The sequence below is a fragment of the Vibrio sp. NFR genome (assembly GCF_027587095.1).
Taxonomy (GTDB): domain Bacteria; phylum Pseudomonadota; class Gammaproteobacteria; order Enterobacterales; family Vibrionaceae; genus Vibrio; species Vibrio harveyi.
In genome coordinates this window covers 22,765-44,593 of sequence record NZ_JAPPTN010000005.1, presented here as the reverse complement: position 1 = coordinate 44,593, position 21,829 = coordinate 22,765, and the positions used below count along the sequence as shown (strand labels likewise).

General features: G+C 45.5%; 17 protein-coding genes and 1 pseudogene. 13 read left to right on the top strand and 5 right to left on the bottom strand.

Features of this window, described 5'->3' with window-relative positions; translation table 11 throughout:
• The first annotated feature begins 150 nt into the window (after positions 1-150).
• Together OH463_RS10915 and OH463_RS10910 are read left to right on the top strand one after the other, a co-directional pair.
• Positions 151-2,211, top strand: coding sequence for a sensor histidine kinase (locus OH463_RS10915; RefSeq protein WP_269991248.1), 2,061 nt, complete (start codon positions 151-153; stop codon positions 2,209-2,211).
• A 146-nt stretch (positions 2,212-2,357) separates the two neighbouring features.
• Positions 2,358-3,749, top strand: a complete 1,392-nt coding sequence (locus tag OH463_RS10910; protein WP_269991247.1) for a glycoside hydrolase family 1 protein — start codon at positions 2,358-2,360, stop codon at positions 3,747-3,749.
• A 115-nt stretch (positions 3,750-3,864) separates the two neighbouring features.
• Here the strand turns inward: OH463_RS10910 and OH463_RS10905 are convergent, their stop codons facing one another.
• Positions 3,865-5,901 carry a PhoX family protein gene (locus tag OH463_RS10905; RefSeq protein WP_269991246.1) on the bottom strand — a complete coding sequence of 679 codons (2,037 nt, stop codon included), beginning with the start codon at positions 5,899-5,901 and terminating at the stop codon, positions 3,865-3,867.
• 255 nt (positions 5,902-6,156) lie between these two features.
• On the opposite strand from OH463_RS10905, the gene OH463_RS10900 reads away from it, so the two are divergent.
• The gene (locus OH463_RS10900; protein ID WP_005453308.1) at positions 6,157-6,495 is read left to right on the top strand and encodes a YggL family protein; all 339 of its coding nucleotides are present in this window, start codon (positions 6,157-6,159) and stop codon (positions 6,493-6,495) included.
• A gap of 706 nt (positions 6,496-7,201) precedes the next feature.
• Here the strand turns inward: OH463_RS10900 and OH463_RS10895 are convergent.
• Positions 7,202-8,068 (bottom strand): AraC family transcriptional regulator, encoded by an 867-nt coding sequence (locus tag OH463_RS10895; protein ID WP_009703629.1) that lies wholly within the window; start codon positions 8,066-8,068, stop codon positions 7,202-7,204.
• 166 nt (positions 8,069-8,234) lie between these two features.
• On the opposite strand from OH463_RS10895, the gene OH463_RS10890 reads away from it, so the two are divergent.
• A complete protein-coding gene (locus tag OH463_RS10890) occupies positions 8,235-8,480 on the top strand; it encodes a hypothetical protein (RefSeq protein ID WP_005453301.1) in 246 nt (81 codons plus the stop codon).
• A gap of 543 nt (positions 8,481-9,023) precedes the next feature.
• The gene (locus OH463_RS10885; protein WP_005453299.1) at positions 9,024-9,926 is read left to right on the top strand and encodes a LysR family transcriptional regulator; all 903 of its coding nucleotides are present in this window, start codon (positions 9,024-9,026) and stop codon (positions 9,924-9,926) included.
• On the opposite strand, the gene OH463_RS10880 is transcribed toward OH463_RS10885, so the two are convergent.
• Together OH463_RS10880 and OH463_RS10875 are read right to left on the bottom strand one after the other, a co-directional pair.
• Positions 9,891-10,241 carry a DUF5329 family protein gene (locus OH463_RS10880; protein ID WP_069218553.1) on the bottom strand — a complete coding sequence of 117 codons (351 nt, stop codon included), beginning with the start codon at positions 10,239-10,241 and terminating at the stop codon, positions 9,891-9,893. The two genes, OH463_RS10885 and OH463_RS10880, sit on opposite strands and share 36 nt — an antisense overlap.
• A 93-nt stretch (positions 10,242-10,334) precedes the next feature.
• Positions 10,335-11,348 carry an MBL fold metallo-hydrolase gene (locus tag OH463_RS10875; RefSeq protein WP_069218554.1) on the bottom strand — a complete coding sequence of 338 codons (1,014 nt, stop codon included), beginning with the start codon at positions 11,346-11,348 and terminating at the stop codon, positions 10,335-10,337.
• Between the two features lie 155 nt (positions 11,349-11,503).
• Here OH463_RS10875 and OH463_RS10870 point away from each other — a divergent pair, with 155 nt between their 5' ends.
• The 3 genes from OH463_RS10870 to OH463_RS10860 all read left to right on the top strand — a co-directional run bounded on the left by OH463_RS10870 (position 11,504) and on the right by OH463_RS10860 (position 13,839).
• Entirely contained in the window at positions 11,504-12,118 is a 615-nt protein-coding gene (locus OH463_RS10870) for a TetR/AcrR family transcriptional regulator (protein ID WP_005453294.1), read from the top strand.
• Between the two features lie 323 nt (positions 12,119-12,441).
• Positions 12,442-13,347 (top strand): 30S ribosomal protein S6--L-glutamate ligase, encoded by a 906-nt coding sequence (rimK, locus tag OH463_RS10865; RefSeq protein ID WP_005453290.1) that lies wholly within the window; start codon positions 12,442-12,444, stop codon positions 13,345-13,347.
• 63 nt (positions 13,348-13,410) lie between these two features.
• Complete coding sequence (locus tag OH463_RS10860) at positions 13,411-13,839, top strand: ATP-dependent zinc protease family protein (RefSeq protein WP_005432588.1); 429 nt, start codon at positions 13,411-13,413, stop codon at positions 13,837-13,839.
• Between the two features lie 59 nt (positions 13,840-13,898).
• On the opposite strand, the gene OH463_RS10855 is transcribed toward OH463_RS10860, so the two are convergent.
• Positions 13,899-14,657 (bottom strand): MBL fold metallo-hydrolase, encoded by a 759-nt coding sequence (locus OH463_RS10855; protein ID WP_269991403.1) that lies wholly within the window; start codon positions 14,655-14,657, stop codon positions 13,899-13,901.
• A 336-nt stretch (positions 14,658-14,993) separates the two neighbouring features.
• On the opposite strand from OH463_RS10855, the gene speA reads away from it, so the two are divergent.
• The 5 genes and pseudogenes from speA to OH463_RS26320 all read left to right on the top strand — a co-directional run.
• Positions 14,994-16,904, top strand: a complete 1,911-nt coding sequence (gene speA / locus OH463_RS10850) for an arginine decarboxylase (protein WP_009696853.1) — start codon at positions 14,994-14,996, stop codon at positions 16,902-16,904.
• 1 nt (position 16,905) lies between these two features.
• Positions 16,906-17,826, top strand: coding sequence for an agmatinase (gene speB, locus OH463_RS10845; protein WP_005432598.1), 921 nt, complete (start codon positions 16,906-16,908; stop codon positions 17,824-17,826).
• Positions 17,827-18,088: 262 nt separating this feature from the next.
• On the top strand, positions 18,089-19,294 hold the full coding sequence (gene emrD / locus OH463_RS10840) for a multidrug efflux MFS transporter EmrD (protein ID WP_009705122.1): 1,206 nt from the start codon (positions 18,089-18,091) through the stop codon (positions 19,292-19,294).
• Between the two features lie 253 nt (positions 19,295-19,547).
• On the top strand, positions 19,548-21,713 hold the full coding sequence (locus tag OH463_RS10835) for a S9 family peptidase (RefSeq protein WP_026000149.1): 2,166 nt from the start codon (positions 19,548-19,550) through the stop codon (positions 21,711-21,713).
• A gap of 38 nt (positions 21,714-21,751) precedes the next feature.
• Positions 21,752-21,817: pseudogene (locus OH463_RS26320) on the top strand (zf-TFIIB domain-containing protein); the annotation flags it as partial.
• Positions 21,818-21,829 lie beyond the last annotated feature (12 nt).

The following is a 21,829-nucleotide window of genomic DNA, read 5'->3' as shown; positions in this document are numbered from 1 at the left end:
AAGAAATCGCTCTTTGTTAACGGTAGCAAAAACCACTGAGGAGAAAAGGAGCTAGATCTCACTTCTTGATTACAAGTCTTTAACATCCAACCAGTTAGGCGCACTCTTTAATGACTCTCGGTGAGAACGCACTAGCTGAATGGAGTCAGTATGCAGCGCAAAAGGAATGGCAAAACATGGCTTGTGGTCGCAATTGCGGCAGTGCTGATGTTGTCTTGCTATAGCGCCAGTAGAGAGGTCGCCCGTCAATGGTTAAGTGTGCAAACTCAAACCGAAGCTCAGCAAAAGCTGCTCGACTATATTGGTGAAGTTCGCCGTGCACTTAAACGCTTCTACCATCTGCCTTACCTTGTTACCAACAATCCAGAAACCATCGCGTTTGTGAAAGGAAACCGAACTTATTACGAACCGTTGCAAACCCAGCTGACTCAACTCGATAAAGCTGCCAATACAGAAGGGTGGTTAATCCTGTCTAACTCTGGCGAAGTATTGGTATCGAGTTTGATCGAAGAGCGCTTTAGCCTGTCTGACCGGAAAGCCATTGTGGAACAAATTCACAATCAAGGCGGCGGTGTTTCCTTGGTGAACAAAACCAAAGGTTCGAGCCCGTTGTATTATCTTGCAGCCCCTATCTACGACGGTCTGGATATCGCAGGCATTGTGGTGGTGCAAATCAACCTCAGCCTGTTGACCGAACAGACCATTACTAGCCAAGACATCATTACGTTGCAAAATCGCCAACAACGCTTTTTCCTATCGAGTAGCTCGCTTTATAATGCTGACTGGTTTAACGAACCGAGCAACACCGTTCAGTTAGAAACGCAACGCTTATACGACAACACCAATATCAGTGTGTGGACGCTCAACCAACAACGTTATTTTGCGCACACCGTTAAATTGGATGATTTGAATTGGTACGTAAGCTACCTCACCCCTTCTAAGCCGATTCAACAAACCATAAACGTGATTGGTTGGAGCGTAGCGGCGCTGCTCTTATTGGCTGTACTACTCGTCATCATTGGTCTACAACGTCGCCAAAAGCACATCAACCAACAGCGAATTCAAGCCCTGTTGGAAGAGTCCCAACGCCGCTTGAAACAGATGATCAATAAGACCCACGTAGGTTTGCTATTGATTGATGAACAAGGACAATTGTTCGATCTCAACCCAATGGCAAAGCGCTTGTTCTGTTTGCCAGAAAGCGTCAATCGACACGCTTTTGCTTGGGAATTATTCGACGCAGGTAATCCCAATTCCACCACACTTAAGTTACTAAAGGACTTGCCTAAACATAAAGAGCTCGCAGAGATCAGCACGGTTGAAACCATTGCCAGACGCAGTGACGGTAGCGTCTTCCCTGTACTGTTCTCGCTGACCAGTTTCCCTTGGCATGGTGAGCAGTATTTCCTTGCAACAATCATCGACATCACTAAGCGGAAAAAAGCTGAGCAATCGCTGCAACAAGTAAACCAAGAGCTGGCGCAGCGGGTAGAAGAGCGTACTCAAGCGCTAAAAGAAGCGCAAAGCCAGTTGATTGAATCGAGCAAAATGGCCGCTTTGGGTCGCATGTCGAGCGCGATCACTCATGAGCTCAATCAGCCACTGACAGGCTTGCGTACCCTGCTCACCACAAACGAACTGTTGGCAGAACGTGGCGAAACGGAGATGATGAAAGCCAACAATGTTTTGGTACAGAAGCTGATTGATCGCATGGCAAGCATGACCAGTCAGTTAAAGACGTTCGCCTACAACAAACCAGAAAGCTTACAGACAATTTCTCTCACCTCTGCACTCGAAGATACTTTGCGGGTGTACCAATCCCAATTAGAGAACGTGGACGTACGTGTGCGCGTTCCTCATGACTTACCTAACATCATGGGTGAAGAACAACGGCTACTACAGGTCCTTGGCAACCTTGTGTCGAATGCATTGGATGCAATGGACCAAACCGCCAATCCACAGCTGAGTTTGATCGTCACCCCAACCGACAATCAAGTAGAGCTCACGGTAAGTGATAATGGCTGCGGCGTCTCGGATAAAATGCTTGAATCCATGTTCGAACCATTCCAAACCTCAAAGAAAATTGGTAAGGGATTAGGACTGGGATTAGCGATCACCGCTAATAATATGCGCGATATGAACGGGCAAATTATCGTGAATAAAAATGAACAAAATGGGCTGATTTTCACTTTATTGTTCAAGTCAGCGTGATTTTGGATCGATTACAAAACCACCGTTAGAACTAAGCATCCCCGTCGTTTGAGAAAAACACGATCTCGATACAAGAATCCCTCCTTGACCTACACTATTCTCGAACACAGAAAACATACACTTCAAAACGATAAAGAGTGAGAAACATGATTAAGTTTCCTGAACATTTTCTTTGGGGCGGTGCTATTGCTGCAAACCAAGTAGAAGGGTCGTACAACCTTGGGGGTAAAGGGTTATCGACATCAGACATGCTGCCAAACGGTATTTTGAGTCCGCATCAAACCCGTGAAGAACGTACGCCGGGTATCAAAGACGTGGCGATCGACTTCTACAATCGCTACCCAGAAGACATTGCGCTATTTAAAGAGATGGGCTTTAACTGTCTGCGTCTGTCTTTGGCATGGAGCCGCATCTTCCCGAACGGTGACGAGCTAGAACCTAACGAAGAAGGTTTGGCGTTCTACGATAAAATTTTTGATGAACTGGCGAAGCACGACATCCAACCTTTCGTGACCTTATCTCACTACGAAATGCCTTACGCACTGGTTGAAAATTACGGCGGTTGGGGTGATCGCCGCGTCATCGAATTCTTCGAACGTTATGCTAGCACCGTGCTGGATCGCTACAAAGACAAAGTGAAGCTGTGGTTAACGTTCAACGAAATCAACATGTCACTGCACGCACCATTTACTGGTGTTGGTTTGCAAGAAGATGCCAGTGAACAAGAGATTTACCAAGCGATTCACCACCAACTAGTCGCAAACGCAAAAGCGGTAAAACTGTGTCAGCAAATCGTACCAAACGGCAAGATTGGTAACATGCTACTTGGCGCAATCAACTACCCGTACACTTGTAACCCTGATGACGTGCTTGCTGCAATGCATGAAAACAACAAGTGGTTGTTCTTCGGTGATGTACAAACACGTGGTCAATACCCTGGCTACATGAAGCGTTACTTCCGTAAAAATGGCATTGAAATTCAGATGGAAGCAGGCGATTTAGAAGAGATCGCATCAGCAAGTGTCGATTTCATCTCATTCAGCTACTACGCAAGTGGTTGTGCGAGCGCGGATCCGAAACAAAAAGAAGTGGGTAACATCATCGATAGCGTACCAAACCCATATCTTGAGAAGAGCCAATGGGGTTGGTTGATCGATCCAAAAGGTCTGCGCGTTCTGCTGAACTTCCTTCACGATCGCTACCAAAAACCGCTGTTCGTCGTAGAAAACGGATTAGGTGCACGTGATGAAATCGATGAAAGCGGTGAGATTCAAGATGATTACCGCATCGCTTACTTGAACGACCATCTTGTACAAGCACATGAAGCGATCCTGGATGGCGTTGAGCTGATGGGCTTCACCAGTTGGGGACCCATCGATTTGGTCGCGAACTCAACCGCTGAAATGAGCAAACGTTACGGTTACATCTACGTTGATCGCCACAACGATGGTCAAGGTACATTAGAACGTAAACGTAAGAAGAGCTTCTTCTGGTATCAAGATGTGATTCGCACTGCGGGCGGCTCACTGAAAAACTAAGCTTATTATCTAGATACAAGCCTAGATACAAAGTGCATGTTTATTTAGATATAAAACAGCAAAGCCCTGCAAACGCAGGGCTTTTCTTATTCCCGATTCCAATTCAGTCACATGACTAAACGCCAATTTCACCACCGTCTTCACGGCGAATAACCACCGTTGCGGCACGTGGGCGCAGTTTCATACCCGCAGGTGTTTCTTCCGCAGCATTGTCGCTGTAAGGCCAGTTACCCGGATGCTGAATGTTCACGAACAAGGACTTGTAATCTGGGCTAATGGTAAAGCCCGTCACTTCACAGCCGTTAGGACCAACAAAGAAACGCTTCAGCTCAGCTTGGTTATCTGCACCAATCACCTCTTGCGTACCGTTTTCATCCGTCAGTTTTGAAGGCACGACAGCAAGCATTTGGTCATTGGTGTAAGACGTCACTTCATCTGCGCCGTTATCCGTTTGAATCCACAGGATGCCACGAGGATCAAACGCCAATCCATCTGGGCTCGCAAATTGATTCAGTTCTGTCAGGCTGGAACGGTTAGTGTCCGCATCGCCGTTAGCAGGAGCTCCAAACACGAAGATATCCCAAGTAAAGTCTGTCGCCGCTTCCCCTTCATCCCAACGGATTACGTGACCAAACTTGTTGTTCAAACGTGGGTTCGCAGGGTTGGTCTCATCCGTACGTTTGGTGTTATTCGTCAGCGTTAGATAAACCGAGCCTGTGAATGGGTCAACAGTACACCACTCAGGGCGGTCCATTGGCGTCGCACCGACAAGATCCGCCGCACCTGCTGTGTTAAGAATAATTTCAGCCAACGAGTTAAAGTTGTCTGCCAATGTGCCACCAGAGACTGTCGCGCTGTCTAGTGTCAGTGGTAACCAAGTACCAGAACTGTCTTCATTAAAGCGCGCCACATACAGTGTGCCTTCATCCATGTACTTATCGCCAGTGACCAAACGGTTTGTCGGGTTTGCATCTGCTGGGTCCCATGCTGCCGCCGACTCAAATTTGTATAAGTACTCGAAGCGAGAATCATGACCTGAGTAAAACACCACAGGTTTGCCTTCTTCAAGTTTACCAAACGTACAGCCTTCATGGCGGAAACGACCTAGTGCAGTACGCTTCTTCGCACGCGAGTTTTGCGTGTATGGGTCGATTTCAACAATGTAACCATGACCATTCGCTTCGTTACGGTAATCGTCCAATGCGCTTGCTCCGGTTGGTTCAACGTTAAATCGTGTAAACTCATCCAAACGCTCTTCAGCATTACCAGCCAACGTTTCCCAAAGATAACGAGTTCGCTCATCATCAACACCAATACGATCTTGTTCTTCAGTACGAACACCAGCATTAACGAAATAGCCCGGCCAGTTTTCTTCACACGTTAGGTAAGTGCCCCAAGGCGTAAAACCATTACCGCAGTTGTTTAATGTGCCACGTGCTTGGCTACCATCTTGCGAAAAGCGCGTAACAGTCAGGTCTGTATTTGCCACGGGGCCCGAGAGATCCATCACTGTCGCACCAGTATAACGGCGGTTTAGTGGATCGGTATCAACCAGTTTCCACATGTTGTCTTCAAGCTGAATGCGAACCACAGAGACACCGTGGGCGTTAATTTCTTTACGTACTTCATCGACGATAGTACGCGCACCGCCCACAACAGTAGGACCACTTGGGTGCAATGCTGAGGTATCAATGTATTCATGGTTAATACACAGTAATCCATCGGTGTCACTGTCGTTTAGTGAGAAGAAATGCATGCCGTCATGGTGCATACCAAGCGCATTAAGCTGATCGGCACTCGTGTTGCTGCCATCGTCTTTCCAAGCATTACCTTGTGCATTTAAAGGCGTCCCCCAAGGCACCAACACTTGTGCGACGTAACCTTGCGGAATCGAAACAGCATCTGTCAGTGAGCCAGGAATCGAATCAAAATTGAGGACTGCACTTGAAACGCCAGAGCTATTCCCCGCCGAAGTGCCCGAGCTAGAGGAGTTGCACCCAGAGAGACCAAATGCACCAAAAGCGGTCATTGCACCGACCCCCAAACCACCTTTCAGGATACTGCGTCGAGATAGGCTCGCTTCCAGTACTTCTTCAAAAGGCTTGTTATTACTCTGGTTGTAACGCGTCGCGTCGAAGGTTTCCTTACTCATGGTGTTGCTTTCCCAGTGTTAGGTTGAATTATAGGTTTGTATACCCAAGTGACTTCAAGATGCAGGATTCAGAGTGTTGTCATTGAGCGAGAGGAAGTTTGGAAGAGAAAAGTGACAGAACTAGTCTATCTTTATGAACTTTGTGTTTAGAAAATGTTATAAAACACACATCTATTCTATGTACTCCCGATTTTGCTTGGGCTAAGCCAGATTTGGGGGTATAAGGTGTACTCAAATCATCCACGAGAGATAATCATGAAACTAGATAAAATCGATAACAAAAATCGTCGTCTGCGTAAAAAGCTATTCCTAGGTGAATTCGCAATCCTAGGTTTTGAAATCAGCTGTGAAACAGACATCAACGACTTCGACCGTTACGATGCATTCGTAGATGAGTTTATCGACTACATTGATGGTCTAGATCTGTGCTTCGGCGGCGGCGGTCTAGAACTGTTTGAAGGTTTCCTATGTTCAACTGAGCGTTACGGCAGCGCGACAGAAGAGCAAAAAGCACAAGTTGTCGCTTGGCTAGAAGCTCGCCCAGAAGTAAGCAGCGCGAAAGCAGGCGAATTGGTTGACGCAAACTACCTGTAATTGCAGGGTCACTCTGTAATAAACAGAGTTGAGCAAGTAATGAGAAAGCTGGTCCTCGGACTGGCTTTTTTGCGTTTAGAAGCCGTGAATTTCTGAAGTACTGAGAACCGGAAGCGCGAACCACTTTGATGGCTTGGAACCGTTAGTCTTTGGGAGTATCTTGGTATTTGGGGATACGTAGATATCTGGAAAATGTGGTGAGCGAGAAATAATGGCAGTTTTAGATAATTTTAGAGCTGGCATTTTATGGAAGGTTATCCGTCCATTGCCAGCTCAGTGTCACGAGTGTGGTTAACTATGCTTTTTTGCTAGCGTCAGTTTTTGTGTCTTTCCAGTATTGGATACGTACACGATGCAACTGTGCTTTTCTCATCTTTTTCATAGCAATCTCCCTCATCTATATAGGTAGCGCTCATCATGAGCTTATTGTCTAAGGTTGTATTCCCCTCCAATCTATCGGGGAACGAATAAATTAACCGTGATTGATTTCACAACATAATGACAAAACACACCATGTTGCAGTCAATTTTTGAACAGTTCGACTGTGTTTTATCGTATGGCAAGGGTTAACCTATCCACTGAATATGACAGATTAATGGCAATCAAGTTCCCTATTCCATCTGTCATTGAATCTTAATAATGATTCTCGAATAGCCTAGCAATTAATATACCAGTTGCGCATAACGATACCACGCATGTGCTCAAGCTAAGGTTGGATTCGCTGCTGGTAATGTTGTCGGTAGTCTCGCGGAGTCAGCCCCTTGTAGGTTTTAAAATGGCGATTAAACAAAGCTTGATTGCGATACCCTACTCGCTCAAACACAATGCCAATGGGCAACTCAGTTGATTGCAGCAAGTCAGCGGCATGGTTAATACGCAGTTTCATCAAGCGTTGGCTAAAGGGTTCTTTAAAGTGCTTTTTAAACAGACGAGTCACCGCACTTTCACTCAGCGATAAATCATTAGCGAGATCGGCAAGTGTTATCTTGCGAGCGAAGTGTTGTTCTAGATACGCGCTCACCTTAGCAACACGCTCTCTTTCTTGTTGCTCATGTTCGCTCATCGAGAGATAAGAATGCGTCATCAGTGTTTTGGCTGCTTCATCATGCGCAAGTAACGAAAGTACATGAATAAAGCGAGCTAGTTGCTCCATCGCAGGTACTTTCATCAACTCATGAAGAAGCCCCACAACTTGTTGAGCAGTTCGCTCAGAGAACACTACTCCTTTATTTGCTGCCTTGAGCAACGGATCGAGTTTGCGCAGTTCCGTGCAATAAAACATCAGATTGGCAATCCACTCACGCTTAAACCAAATTACATGGGTTTCACAGTTATTTTCTACCAACGTGGAATGAATAGAATGAGGAACACCCGGCGCAATCAATAACATTTGATTGTGGGTCACTTCCAACTCGTGATGACCAATGTGCAGAGTTCCAGAAAAGTGTCGATGAATGACCAACTCGTACACATCATCATGAAAATGGAAGTCATACTCCTTTTTAGGCTCATCAATACGACGATAGCGCCAAGAAAAGCCAGGTCTCTGCGGTACTTTTTCGATGTGCGCCATTTGTCACTCCACAAGATAGTATTGTTATACGCGCAAATAATATCAGTATTACCGACACATTCTTTACTACGCCTCAATAGTATTGATATTGAGCGGTATACTATCAACTTAACTCTGTCACGTTCCTTATCCTTGCGTTGAAAAGAAGGCTAACCAAGGAGCTGTTATGAGTAATTTCAAAACTAAGCTGCGTCAGATCATGCAGAAAACTCGTGATGAATGGGCAATATTTGCAGTAAAAGAGATGGGAATTTCATCCGACACTGTCGCTAAGTCTTATGGCTACAACTCGAGTTGTGATCTTGAGCAAACTCTTAAACAAGACGAAAAAGACACCGATTCGTACATTCGCTCGACACCTTGTGCGAGATCTCTCACAAGCGATGTAAGTAAAAAGACCATTTTTGACTAAGAACAAATCAACCAATAAACCTAACTAATTGAAAATTATTAATTATCCTTTTTTAAGCAATATTCGCTGCCAAAGTTTTTTTACCTAGCTGATTGAGAGTAATCAGCAAAACAACAATACTAAACATGTCGACAGGATGTTGGCGGGAACAGGAAAAAAGCCTAAAGGATTGGGTATCTTCAGGATGAAGATTTGGTAGCTTAGGATGAGTTATCAGCAAGGATGTAGTTAAGCTCTAGGATAGAGTTCGCCCGTCAGGATGATAGGCAAGAATGGACACCGCTAGGAAGGCGATGAACAAGGAACTCGGTTAAAGGACTTAGCCACAATCAAGGATAGATGCAGGGAGCACCTATTAGTAGCCGGATTGCTGCGAAAAAGAATAAGCCCCGTCTGGGAAACCAGGCGGGGTTTTATTTTGCCCGTCATTTATGCTCCTCTCTACGTTCGGTCTTGCATCATGCTATTATTTCAGCAATTTCTTTAGCAGATTCATTCTCTGATAGACGCTTTCTTTAATAAACATCGAGCAAACGACGCCCTATGCTGAATCCAGTTTGGTTACACACATTCAAAACACTAGTTGAAGTCGGTCACTTTACTCAGACGGCAGAAAAGCTTTATATGACTCAACCCGGTGTCAGCCAGCACATTAAAAAGCTGGAGCGAGCTTGTCAGCATCCATTGATTAAGCGCGAGAACAAAAGCTTTGAACTTACGGAGCAAGGGCGCATGGTGTATGCCTACGCGCTAGAACTTGAAGAAAAAGAAAAAAGCCTACTAGAAGATTTGAGCTTTGATGATCCACACGCTGGATACTGCAAACTCGCATGCTCTGGTGCGCTTGCCTTGATGCTGTTTGATCCGCTCCTTGAAAAACAGAAACAACATAAAGGCTTATCGATTCACCTAGAAGCTGCGCCCAACCAATCTATTCTTAATGGCGTTGCTGAGGGTCGAATTGATATGGGCATCGTAACCTACTCACCAAATAAAAGCGTGTTCCAAAGCGAACAAATTGGTCGAGAGACTTTATGTTTGATCTTACCTAAATCCTACCGAGGAAAAACGCTCACACCGGAGTTACTGAAAAGCTGTGGTGTGATTGGTCACCCAGATGCTGAACATTACATGACGCTATTTTTCGATCAATGCGCCGAACCCTTACTAAAAGAGATCAAAGTCAGCGACATGCCGTTATCCGGGTACGTCAACCAGTTAAGCCAGATCTTACTGCCAGTGAGTAAAGGACTCGGCTTTACCGTTTTACCGCGCAGTGCGGTGGAGAGCTTTGCATTAAGAGAAGAGTTATATGTCGCCGAATTAAAGCAACCGGTATATGAAGATTTATTTTTGGTTAGAAAACGCAGCCGCACATTGCCACTGCGCTACCAAACCATCAAGCAGGTCTTATTGAATGTGATCGGTACTGCTGTTCATCAATGATGTCAGCCATTCTTCACTAGTAATACGCTTATCTTGGCAATCCACCCAATATTGCTTGCCAGATAACCAACTCTTTGACGCCACCTCTTTTATAAACACATCCACAGAATCAACGTCATCTTTGGCATAATCCCATTTGTTGCGCATGTGTTCTGCTGCCTCGCGATTGGTATACGCCTTGCCGTTACGGATAAAGGTGCAAGAGGATTGCTCAACTCGTTTTATCAACGTCGAGATATCTTCCTCTACTTCTGCTAATGCAAAGGTAGGCAGAATACTTAATGTAAGTAGCAACGACCACTTTGCTTTCATCATAGCTTTATCCTTATCCCTGACCACGTAACTACTACCAAGTAACTACTAATAAGTGGCTTAACTATTCAACTGTTTGGCTGTTTAGCTCGGCAATTATTGCCACCACGCCTTAACTGGCTGAGGCTCAGCAAGCTCCAAACGTTGCCCAATCTCAGGGCTAACTAAAGTCACACCACGTTCTTCACTGATGTCTAACGCACGTTGCATTGGTTCATTCCAATCGTGCATTGACAAATCAAATGTACTGTTATGAATTGGCATCATCACTTTACCCTGCACATCAATGTGTGCCTGGACACTCTGCTCCGGGAACATGTGAATATCTGACCAAAGGTCATTGTATGCGCCCGTTTCAATCATTGTGAAATCGAATGGACCGTACCTTTCACCAATCTCTTTAAAGCCATTGAAGTAACCTGAATCACCGCTAAAGAACACTTTATTTTGCTGTGCGTTGATAACCCAACTGCCCCACAGAGTCGTATCGCGGTCTGTCAAACCTCGACCAGAGAAGTGCTGAGTCGGAGTCAGTGTATATTCAATACCGTCGACAGAATGTGACTCCCACCAATCTAGCTCGACCACTCTTTCCTTAGGCACGCCCCAGTTCACCAGTAATTGCCCCACTTTCAAAGGCACCAAGAAAGTTCCAACCTTGTCACCAAGCTCTTTAATCGAGGCTTTATCTAGATGGTCGTAATGGTCATGGCTGATCACCACGACATCGATACTTGGCAAATCTTGCAAAGTGATTGGTGTTTGGTGGAAACGCTTTGGTCCTGCCCATTGGACAGGAGATGCTCGGTCACTAAAGACAGGATCGGTCATCACCAACTTACCATCAAGCTTCATCAACACGCTCGAATGACCAAGACGGTATATGACGTCATCTTGTTCTTCTAGTAGTTGTGTCGCAGTCATCGCATGCACTGGAATTTCAATTGTTGGGGTTGGATTCGCACGTTCAGTTGTGAAATAAGCTTTCATGATACCGAACATATCGCCCAAACTGCTTTTGTATTCCAACTCGGTGTTTGCAAATTTGTCCGGGTATGTTGGCGCTTTTTCAGTATCAACATTAGAACAAGAAATCATTGATGTACCCATCGCGAACGCTCCTACTGTGGCTAGCAAAGTTTTTTTCATAAAAAGTAAACCCGAACAAAAGTAAACTACACGGTGCAGTTTACATTCAAATTATCAAAAGTAAACTACTTAGTGTAAAATAGATCCAGAAATGATCTTCCTAACTTAACAAGTTTATGAATGTAAAAAGAAAAAGTCGTAGCGAGACCAAAAGAGAAGCGATTCTCTGCGCGGCGAAACAAGCGTTTCAAGAATTTGGGGTGCAAAACACCAGCATGGATAAGCTGTCTTCAATCGCTCAAGTATCAAAGCGAACCGTCTATAATCACTTCCCTTCTAAAGAGGCGATCGTGACCGAGTTGCTGACGGAGCTTTGGCGCTCATCAATGATGGACAGCGATATTGAACGTTTACCCACACTGCCGCTGAAACAGCAATTGATTGAATTGCTCTACAGTGAGATCGTCGTCGTGACGGAACCTAACTATATTGAATTAGCAAAAGTCGCGTTTGGACACTTTTTGTTTAAACCGGAAGATCTCAAAGAACAAGCTGAACGCATGTCAAAACAAGAAACCGCGTTACATCGTTGGCTCACCGAACATGCCCAAAACGGCGCGCTTAAGATCGAAGATGTGGATGTGGCAAGCATTCAGCTACATAACTTACTTAAAGGCAGTGCATTCTGGCCACAGTTAATGGGGATGCGTGCTTCTTTAACAGAGGAAGAGTCCAGAGCGCTAGCCACCCAAACGGCTGAACTCTTCTTAAGTCACTATAAAAACAACTAAAGTAAAGCGGTCAAATAGCCGCTTTTTTTAGTTTTCTCACATCGAAAAATGATGAATTTTTGACTCAATTTTCTTTTTCTCGTCCTTGACAGTCACACACAGCAAGGCGCGAGAGTTCGATAAATTATTTTTGTCGTATCGACGATATTTTTTCGTTTTCATCTCATGAGAAAACGCCCTAAGGTGCGCACCTCTGACGACGTGGTTGTCCAACCACAATTCTAAATCGTTGAAGCGAGTGGATTCTGTCACATCAATTAAACCCACTCACTATACTCTATATTTGTATTTTTAATTTGGTACTGACTTACTAAGGAATTGCCATGCGTATTGCTATTCTTTCTCGTAATGAGAATCTATATTCAACCATGCGCCTAAAGCAGGCGGGTGAAGAGCGCGGACATCAAGTTGATGTGATCGATACTCTGCACTGTTATATGGATATTACGAGTAACAACCCTAAGATTCGTTACATGGGTGAAGAATTGCCAAAGTATGACGCGGTTATTCCTCGCATTGGTGCATCTATCACTTTCTACGGAACTGCGGTTGTACGTCAGTTTGAAATGATGGGCACATTCTGTGTGAACGAGTCAGTAGCAATCAGCCGCTCTCGTGACAAGCTACGCTCTATGCAGTTGCTATCACGCAAAGGTATTGGTCTGCCTCGTACTGGTTTTGCTCACCACCCTGACAACATTCAAGACGTGATCAAAAACGTTGGTGGCGCACCATTGGTTATCAAGCTACTTGAAGGCACTCAAGGTATCGGTGTTGTACTTGCTGAAACAACGAAAGCGGCAGAAAGCGTTATCGAAGCATTCATGGGTCTAAAAGCGAACATCATGGTGCAAGAGTTCATTGAAGAAGCAAATGGTGCGGATATCCGCTGCTTCGTTGTAGGTAACAAGGTTATCGCAGCAATGAAACGTCAAGCAAAAGAAGGTGAGTTCCGCTCTAACCTTCACCGCGGAGGTTCTGCTCAGCTAGTGAAACTAACCAAAGAAGAGCGTGCAACCGCAATCAACGCAGCGAAAGTCATGGGTCTAAACCTATGTGGTGTTGATATTCTTCAATCGAAAAACGGTCCTGTTGTCATGGAAGTGAACTCTTCTCCAGGTCTTGAAGGTATCGAAACTGCAACAGATAAAGACGTTGCAGGTATGATCTTCGACTTCATCGAGAAGAACGCAAAACCAAACGCTAACCGTACTCGCGGTAAAGGCTGATAATTGTTTGAGTGGGAGCCTATAGACTAGGCTCTCTTTATCACTCATCGCTAGGATGACACTATGAATCAGAAAATGATCATTGGGAACGCCGAAGCAATTTGCTTACCTGAGTTAGGGATTACTCACCTTGAAGCGCGTATTGATACAGGCGCACAGACTTCTTCTCTGCACGTAGATAATCTAGAGTGCACTGAGCAAGACGGTCAGTCATACGTAGAATTCGATCTACACCCAGATGTTTACCACTTAGAACAAGTGGTTCGCTGTAAAGCTCCACTGAAGGCGAACCGCAAGGTGAAATCATCAAACGGAACGTTCGAACACCGCTGCGTGATCACAACGATGCTACGCATGGGCGACCAAGAGTGGCCTATCGACATCACGCTGACTAACCGTGAAAAGATGACCTACATGATGTTGCTAGGTCGTCAGGGTATGGCAGACAAAGTTCTGGTAGACCCGAGCCAATCTCACTTATTGGCTCCATAATCCCCGTAGCTTCAGATGAGCGAACTCCGTGGTCGCTCATCTGGCTCTTCTGTACTTTTCTAGCTGTCCTTTTCGCCATTCTCCTCTTTCATATTCTTACTTCTCAGTACAGAGCGCATTAACCCTTTAAGTTTTATCTTCGTCACTCGCCAATGCGTAATGGGTCTAACCGGCGCGGTATTGATGATGTGTTGATAAGCATCTTCATCAAACTCAACTTCACCACCATGTGCGGCCAATAAACAACTCGGGTTCATCTCAAAAACTCGTTTTAACGACCGACGATATTGGTTGGGATGAAAGATAGGAAACGGCGCAATCAAATGACTTTTTACCTGCACCATTAAATCCGCGACATAAAGCACATCCTGCTCAGCATGAAAAACCGATAAGTCTCTATCAGTATGTCCGGGGGTTTCCAATATTTGCCAATCAGAAAATCCTGGCACGGCGTCACCATCCACCAGCTCAATATCTGGTCTTAGTTTTCGCGAATACCATAGATTCCGCTTTGGTTTACGCATTCGATTCGCCATCCAACGCGCCAAAATCAAATCGGTCAAATGCATCAACCAACCATCAAAGCCGCCATACCAATGAGTGTCTCGTTTCGCAGCTAAGATCTGGCACCCCGTAAGATCTCGCAACTTGTGCGCAGCCCCCGCATGGTCAGGATGCATATGCGTGACCACCACCATTTTTAAGTCGGTGAACGAACGATTAAGCTGATGCTCAATAAAATCTTTGAGGTGTGGAATATCGGCTCGACTGGCGCCATCAAGCAACATTAACTTGTCTGGATACTCGGCGAGATACATGGTTTGGATGTATCCCTGAATTCTATGCAGCTGCAAAACATATCCTTGTTTTGTTGGGTCTTTATTCTTGTTTTTCTGCGACCAAATCCTTACTGGTCAGACCAACTATAACAGCAGAATGGACACTCTGTTAAATAAATGTTTACACCGCGACTCGACAACAGTTGTTAATCGAAAGAACAAATTTTAATCATTAGACTCTGATTGGGTTTTATCCGTTAATGCGCGCACACGGAGTTCGTGTCAGGGTATGAGGTTAGCGCCTCATGATTTGCTTTTTTGTATTTCCTCCTCCTATTTCAGCGAGGGTTTAAATACATTTTTGTGAGAATCGAGTTGGAAAAAGCAACTAAATTAGACCGCATCCGCGCGGACTACAACGTTCACTACTGGAGCCAAGGCTTCTACGGAATTGATGACCAAGGCGAGGTTTACGTATCTCCTCGTAGTGACCGTGCACACCAAATCCCTTTCAGTGCGATTGTAAAAGAGCTAGAAGCTAAGCAGTTGAACCTGCCTGTGCTAGTGCGCTTCCCGCAAATCGTGCACCAACGCGTGCATGGCATTTGCCAAGCTTTCAACCAAGCAATTGAAGAATACCAGTATCCAAACAAATACCTGTTGGTGTACCCAATTAAAGTAAACCAACAGCGTGAAGTGGTTGATGAAATCTTAGCGAGCCAAGCGCAGCTAGAAAATAAACAGCTGGGTCTAGAGGCAGGCAGCAAGCCAGAACTATTGGCGGTACTGGCATTGGCTCAACAAGGCAGCTCCGTGATCGTGTGTAATGGCTACAAAGACCGTGAATATGTGCGTCTAGCACTGATCGGTGAAAAGCTAGGTCACAAAGTATTTATCGTACTAGAGAAGCTATCTGAGCTTGATCTAGTACTTGAAGAAGCGAAAAGCTTGGGTGTAACTCCACGTCTTGGCTTGCGTATCCGCCTTGCATCTCAAGGTGCAGGTAAGTGGCAAGCAAGCGGCGGTGAGAAATCGAAGTTCGGTCTATCGGCATCACAAGTATTGAGCGTGATTGATCGTCTAAAACACGAAGACAAGCTGGATACCATGCAATTGGTTCACTTTCACCTTGGCTCACAGATGGCTAACATCCGTGACGTACGCAATGGTGTGAATGAATCCGCACGTTTCTACTGTGAATTACGTGCCATGGGTGCAAACATTGATTACTTCGATGTTGGCGGCGGTTTAGCAGTAGACTACGACGGCACACGCAGCCAATCTTCGAACTCGATGAACTACGGTCTTGCAGAATATGCGCGTAACATCGTGAATACAGTCGGTGATGTCTGTCAGCACTACGACCAACCGATGCCAGTGATCATCTCTGAATCGGGTCGTTCTCTAACCGCTCATCACGCTGTGTTGATTTCTAACGTCATTGGTACTGAAACATACCAGCCGGAAGAAGTATTCGAACCTGCAGAAGATGCACCAATCTTGCTACAAAACATGTGGCGTAGTTGGGAAAACCTGCAGGATGGTACCGATGCACGTGCATTAATTGAAATTTACAATGATACCCAAAGCGATTTGGCCGAGGTTCACTCGCAATTCGCTACTGGCGTACTGAACCTTGAGCAACGTGCGTGGGCAGAACAACTGTCTCTGCGTATTTACTTCGAGCTAAGTCGTCAAATGAGTACCAAGAACCGTTTCCACCGTCCTATTTTGGATGAGTTGAGCGAACGTCTTGCGGACAAGTTCTTCGTGAACTTCTCTCTTTTCCAATCCCTACCAGACGCATGGGGTATTGATCAGGTATTCCCTGTTTTACCGCTTTCTGGTCTTGGGGATGTGGAAGAGCGTCGTGCGGTGATGTTGGACATCACTTGTGACTCCGATGGCGCGATTGATCACTATGTTGATGGTCAAGGCATTGAGAGCACGCTACCAGTACCAGCATGGAGCAACGACAAACCGTACCTAATGGGCTTCTTCCTAGTAGGCGCATACCAAGAGATCCTTGGTGACATGCACAACCTATTTGGTGATACCCACAGTGCAGTAGTCAATGTTGATGAAGACGGTCAATTCGAGATCAGCTACATCAACGAAGGTGATAGCGTAGAAGACATGATGCGCTACGTTCACATCGACGTAGATGCGATTCGTGACAATTACAAACAATTGGTTTCAGAACGAGTTGAAACCAGTGAACAAGAACAAATCCTAGCTGAACTGGAACAAGGTTTGGCAGGCTACACCTATTTAGAGGACTTCTGATATGAATGATTTGTTTACGAAAACCGATTATTCGCTTTACTCCAACTCTATGTCGTTTCTACGTCGACCGTACATCAAAAATCCAGTATCGGCAGACGCAGACGTTGTGGTGCTAGGGGTTCCTCTGGACATGGCGACTTCTGGTCGTCCTGGTGCGCGTATGGGACCAGATGCGATCCGTCGTGCGTCAGTAAACCTTGCTTGGGAAGGCAAGAAGTTCCCTTGGGACTTCAACGTATTTGATAAATTGAAAGTGATCGACGCAGGTGACCTTGTATTCGATTGTGGTGACGCGGAAGATTTCACTTACCGTCTAGAAGCGGCAACAAGTGAGATTCTAAAGAGCGGTAAGACAATGCTAGGCTTGGGTGGTGACCACTTCATCACGCTACCGATCCTACGTGCTTACGCAAAACACCATGGTCAAATGGCATTGATTCACTTCGATGCGCACACTGACACTTACGCAAATGGCAGTTCTTACGACCACGGAACTATGTTCTACCATGCGCCAAAAGAAGGTCTGATTTCTGCGAAGAACTCAGTTCAAATTGGTATTCGTACTGAATATGACCAACAAGATCATGGCTTCAATGTCATCAACGCGATGCAAGCAAACGACATGTCGGTAGAAGAGATACTGGCAGAGATTCGTCGCACGGTTGCGGATAAGCCAGTGTATGTCACTTTTGACATCGACTGTCTGGATCCGGCGTTTGCACCGGGTACAGGTACACCAGTTTGTGGCGGCCTGAACTCAGATAAAATTCTGAAGATCATCCGTGGTTTCGCTGGCATGAACATCGTAGGTATGGACGTGGTGGAAGTCTCACCTCCTTACGACCACAGTGATGTAACGGCCTTGGCTGGCGCAACTATCGCACTTGAGTTGCTTTACGCCTATGCTTCAGGTCGCGAATAACGAAAGTTGTTCTAAATGAGCGCAGTATTTCAAGGGGAGCTTCGGCTCCCTTTTTCGTTTTCAACACTCAACAAAAATAGATTATATTTTCTAATCCAAATCATAGATTTTTATCTTGCTCAACTTCACACTTTTTGATTGCTAAGTCCGCACTCAAGCTCTAATATCTCGCGCCTAGATTCCCTAATTACTTTGTTTATTTGGCTCTCCTATATGGAGCGCTAAGGCTTTTTACGTCTTAAATTTCTGGAGAGATACGCAAATGTCCGCCTCGTTTCCATTAGCGAAACTTACCTTTTTAATCGCAATTCTGACTGCCGTAGGTCAAATGACTCAAACGATGTACGTGCCTTCTATCGGTCATATGGCGGGTGAGTTCTTGGTATCAGCGTCTTCACTTCAAGCTGTGATGGCGTGTTACCTGATCCCTTACGGTCTATCGCAGTTTGTATACGGCACGCTGTCCGATCGCCTTGGTCGTAAGCCAATCATCATTGCGGGTTTGATCATCTACATTCTTGGTACTTTGGTAGCGCTGTTTGCTCATGAGTACGAATGGTTTCTAGCAGGCAGCTTCATCCAAGGTTTGGGTATTGGCTGTGGCGGAGCTATGTCTCGTACACTGACTCGTGACTGCTTTGAGGGCGCTGAACTGCACCGCGCAAACAGCTTGATCAGTATGTGTGTGATTTTTTCGCCATTGATCGCACCAGTATTGGGCGGTTATCTAACCGAAGCATTCGGCTGGCGATCTAGCTACCTATTCCTTGCGTTATTCGGTATTGCCGTTGTGATCACCATGATGACAAGCATGATGGAAACCTTGCCTAAAGAGCGCCGCAAACATGAATCTGTTGCGAAGAGCTACAAGTTCGTACTATCAGACAAACGCTTCCAAGGCTTCTTATTGGTATTGGTTGCCACGTTTGCAGGCGTTGCAGTATTTGAAGCAGCAGCAGGTGTATTGTTGGGTGGTGTACTTGGCTTGCCAGCAACCACGGTCAGCTTGCTATTTGTCTTGCCGATACCGGGTTACTTAGTCGGCGCTGGTCTATCGAGCTATATTGCACAACGCCGTTCTGAACGCCGTGCTTTGAATGTTGGTCTAGTGGCTATCTTAGTTGGCTCAGCAGTGGTATTGATTCCGGGTCTGTTTGGTCTAACAACGGCGTTGACTCTGATTGGCGGTGCAACCATTTACTTCTTGGGTGCAGGCATTTTGTTCCCAGCGGCAACTACCGGCGCACTTTCACCATTCCCATACCACGCAGGCACTGGCGGTGCCATTTTGGGTGGTATGCAAAACCTAGGCGCAGGCATCGCAACGCTATTGGCTTCCTTCTTCCCAGCGCAAGACCAAATGCCACTTGGCTGCCTGATGATGGCAATGTCGATCATCGCCATGCTTGGTCTACGCTGGGTTAATCGCAAGCACGACCATTCAAACGAAATGCCATTGGCAATTTAAAACCTGCCTCTCATCACTCAAAAGGGACATGCTGAAAAGTGTGTCCCTTTTTTGTTGCACGCATCTTGCCCTCCAGCTCTCATCCACCAGCATTTACATTTAACATCCCTGTAAATCTTTGCTAAAAAGAACAGTTGCTTACACACATTTATAGATTTGCCATTCAACATTCATTGGAAGAAACCTGTGCTTTAACTCTTAAATAAAAGAATGGCGATACAACAAGAGTAAGGTACACAATAAGGACACACAGATGCGTTTCACTTTAACTACGTTGGCCGTATCGGTCGCGCTTGTCGCCGGATGCAGCAATCAAGGAATACCAACCATGAACCATTACTCTCAATCTCAACTCGTTGCTCAACAAACTCAAGCACCTGTTGCTAAAAAAGTGCCACATGCAATGACGATTCATGGTGACACCCGAATCGATAACTACTATTGGATGCGCGATGATGAGCGCCAAGACCCAGAGATTTTGCAACATCTTGAGCAAGAAAATCAGTATGCAGAAACCGTTCTAAAACATACTGAAGCACTACAAGAGCAATTATTCGAAGAGATCAAAGGTCGTATTGCGAAAGACGATAACTCAGTACCAGTACGTCGAGGTAACTACTTCTATTCAAATGAAGTAACAGGCGATAACGAATACGAAGTGCACATGCGTGCGAAAGACTTTGCAGGCAAAGACAAGCAAGTCATCCTAGATGTAAATGAACTGGCGAAAGAGCACGAGTTCTTTAGCACTGGAGGCTTATATGTGAGCCCAAATGAGAACTTGCTGGCTTACGGTGAAGATACGTTAAGCCGTCGTGTTTATACCATCAAAATCAAAGATCTTAATACCGGCGAATATCTACAAGATGAAATTGAAGGTGCGTCGAGTGCTATCGCATGGCAAAACGACAACAAGGCTTTCTATTACATCAAGAAAGATCCACAAACACTGCTTGGTTATCAAGTATACCGCCACGTACTAGGCACTCCGCAAAAGAGCGATGAACTGATTTACGAAGAAACCGACAGTGCTTACTACACTTACTTGAGTAAAAGTAAAGATGACGAGCAAGTGTACATTTGGCACTCAAGCACCGAAACGAGTGGTGTATCAGTCATTGACGCCAACAATCCAAACGCAAAAGCTGAAGCTTTTTACCCACGAGAAACAGGCATTGAGTACAGCATCGCTAAATTAGGTGATTGGTACTACATCTACACAAACTATCAAGCAGTTAACTTCCGTTTAATGAAAGTCAAAGCAGAAGAGATGCATGATCGTTCTAAATGGGTCGATGTCATCCCAGCAGACGACAATACTCAACTTGTCGATTTCGACTTATTTGATGACCACCTTGTGTACGAGCAACGTGCGAATGGTCTATCGACAGTTAAAATCCGCCAGCTATCAACGGGCAAAGAGTTCCCACTCGAATTTAACGACAGCGCGTTTGCTGCTTATCTAACAGGCAACTATGAACTCGATAATTCTAAAGTTCGTATCTACTACAGCAGCCTAACCACACCTGGCACTTACTATGATTTCGACCTGAATACGGGTGAATCTGAAATAATGAAGCAAACACCGGTGCTAGGCGATTTCGATGCGGATAACTATCAATCAGAGCGCATCATGGTAACCGCTCGTGATGGAAAGCAAGTGCCAGTATCATTGGTTTATCGCAAGGATCTGTTTAAGAAAGACGGGACCAATCCAATCTACCAGTACGGCTACGGCTCTTACGGATCAACAATTGAACCAACGTTCCGTTCAACCCGCCTCAGCTTACTTGACCGCGGATTCGTGTACGCTATCGCTCACATTCGCGGCTCAGAAATGCTTGGACGCCCTTGGTATGAAGATGGCAAAAAGCTCACTAAGCAAAATACCTTTAATGACTTTATTGACGTAACAAAAGGGCTTGTTGAAGAAGGTTACGGCGCAAAAGACAAAGTGTTTGCGGTTGGTGGCTCTGCCGGTGGTCTATTAATGGGCGCGATCATTAACCAAGCACCGGATCTCTACCGTGGTATTGGCGCGCACGTTCCCTTTGTTGATGTCGTAACGACCATGTTGGATGAATCGATTCCTCTAACGACCAACGAATACGATGAATGGGGTAATCCGAATGATAAAACGTACTACGACTACATGCTGAGCTACTCGCCGTACGACAATGTGAAGGCTCAGAATTACCCGAACATGCTAGTGACGACGGGTTTGCATGACTCACAAGTTCAATACTTTGAACCGATGAAGTGGGTAGCAAAACTCCGCGAGATGAAGACCGATGACAATGTCTTGCTATTCAAAACGGATATGGAAGCTGGTCACGGTGGTGCGTCAGGTCGATTCAAGCGATTAAAAGAAGACGCACTGGAGTACGCTTTCTTCCTTGATCTTTTAGAGACAAAGTAAACCTGGCGTCCTAAAAAGTGTTACACCCATTTTTATAACAGGGGTTATCCACTAAAAAATGCCCGCATTGTGCGGGCATTTTTGTTGACTCTCAGTCTATTTGAAGAAAAACGCCT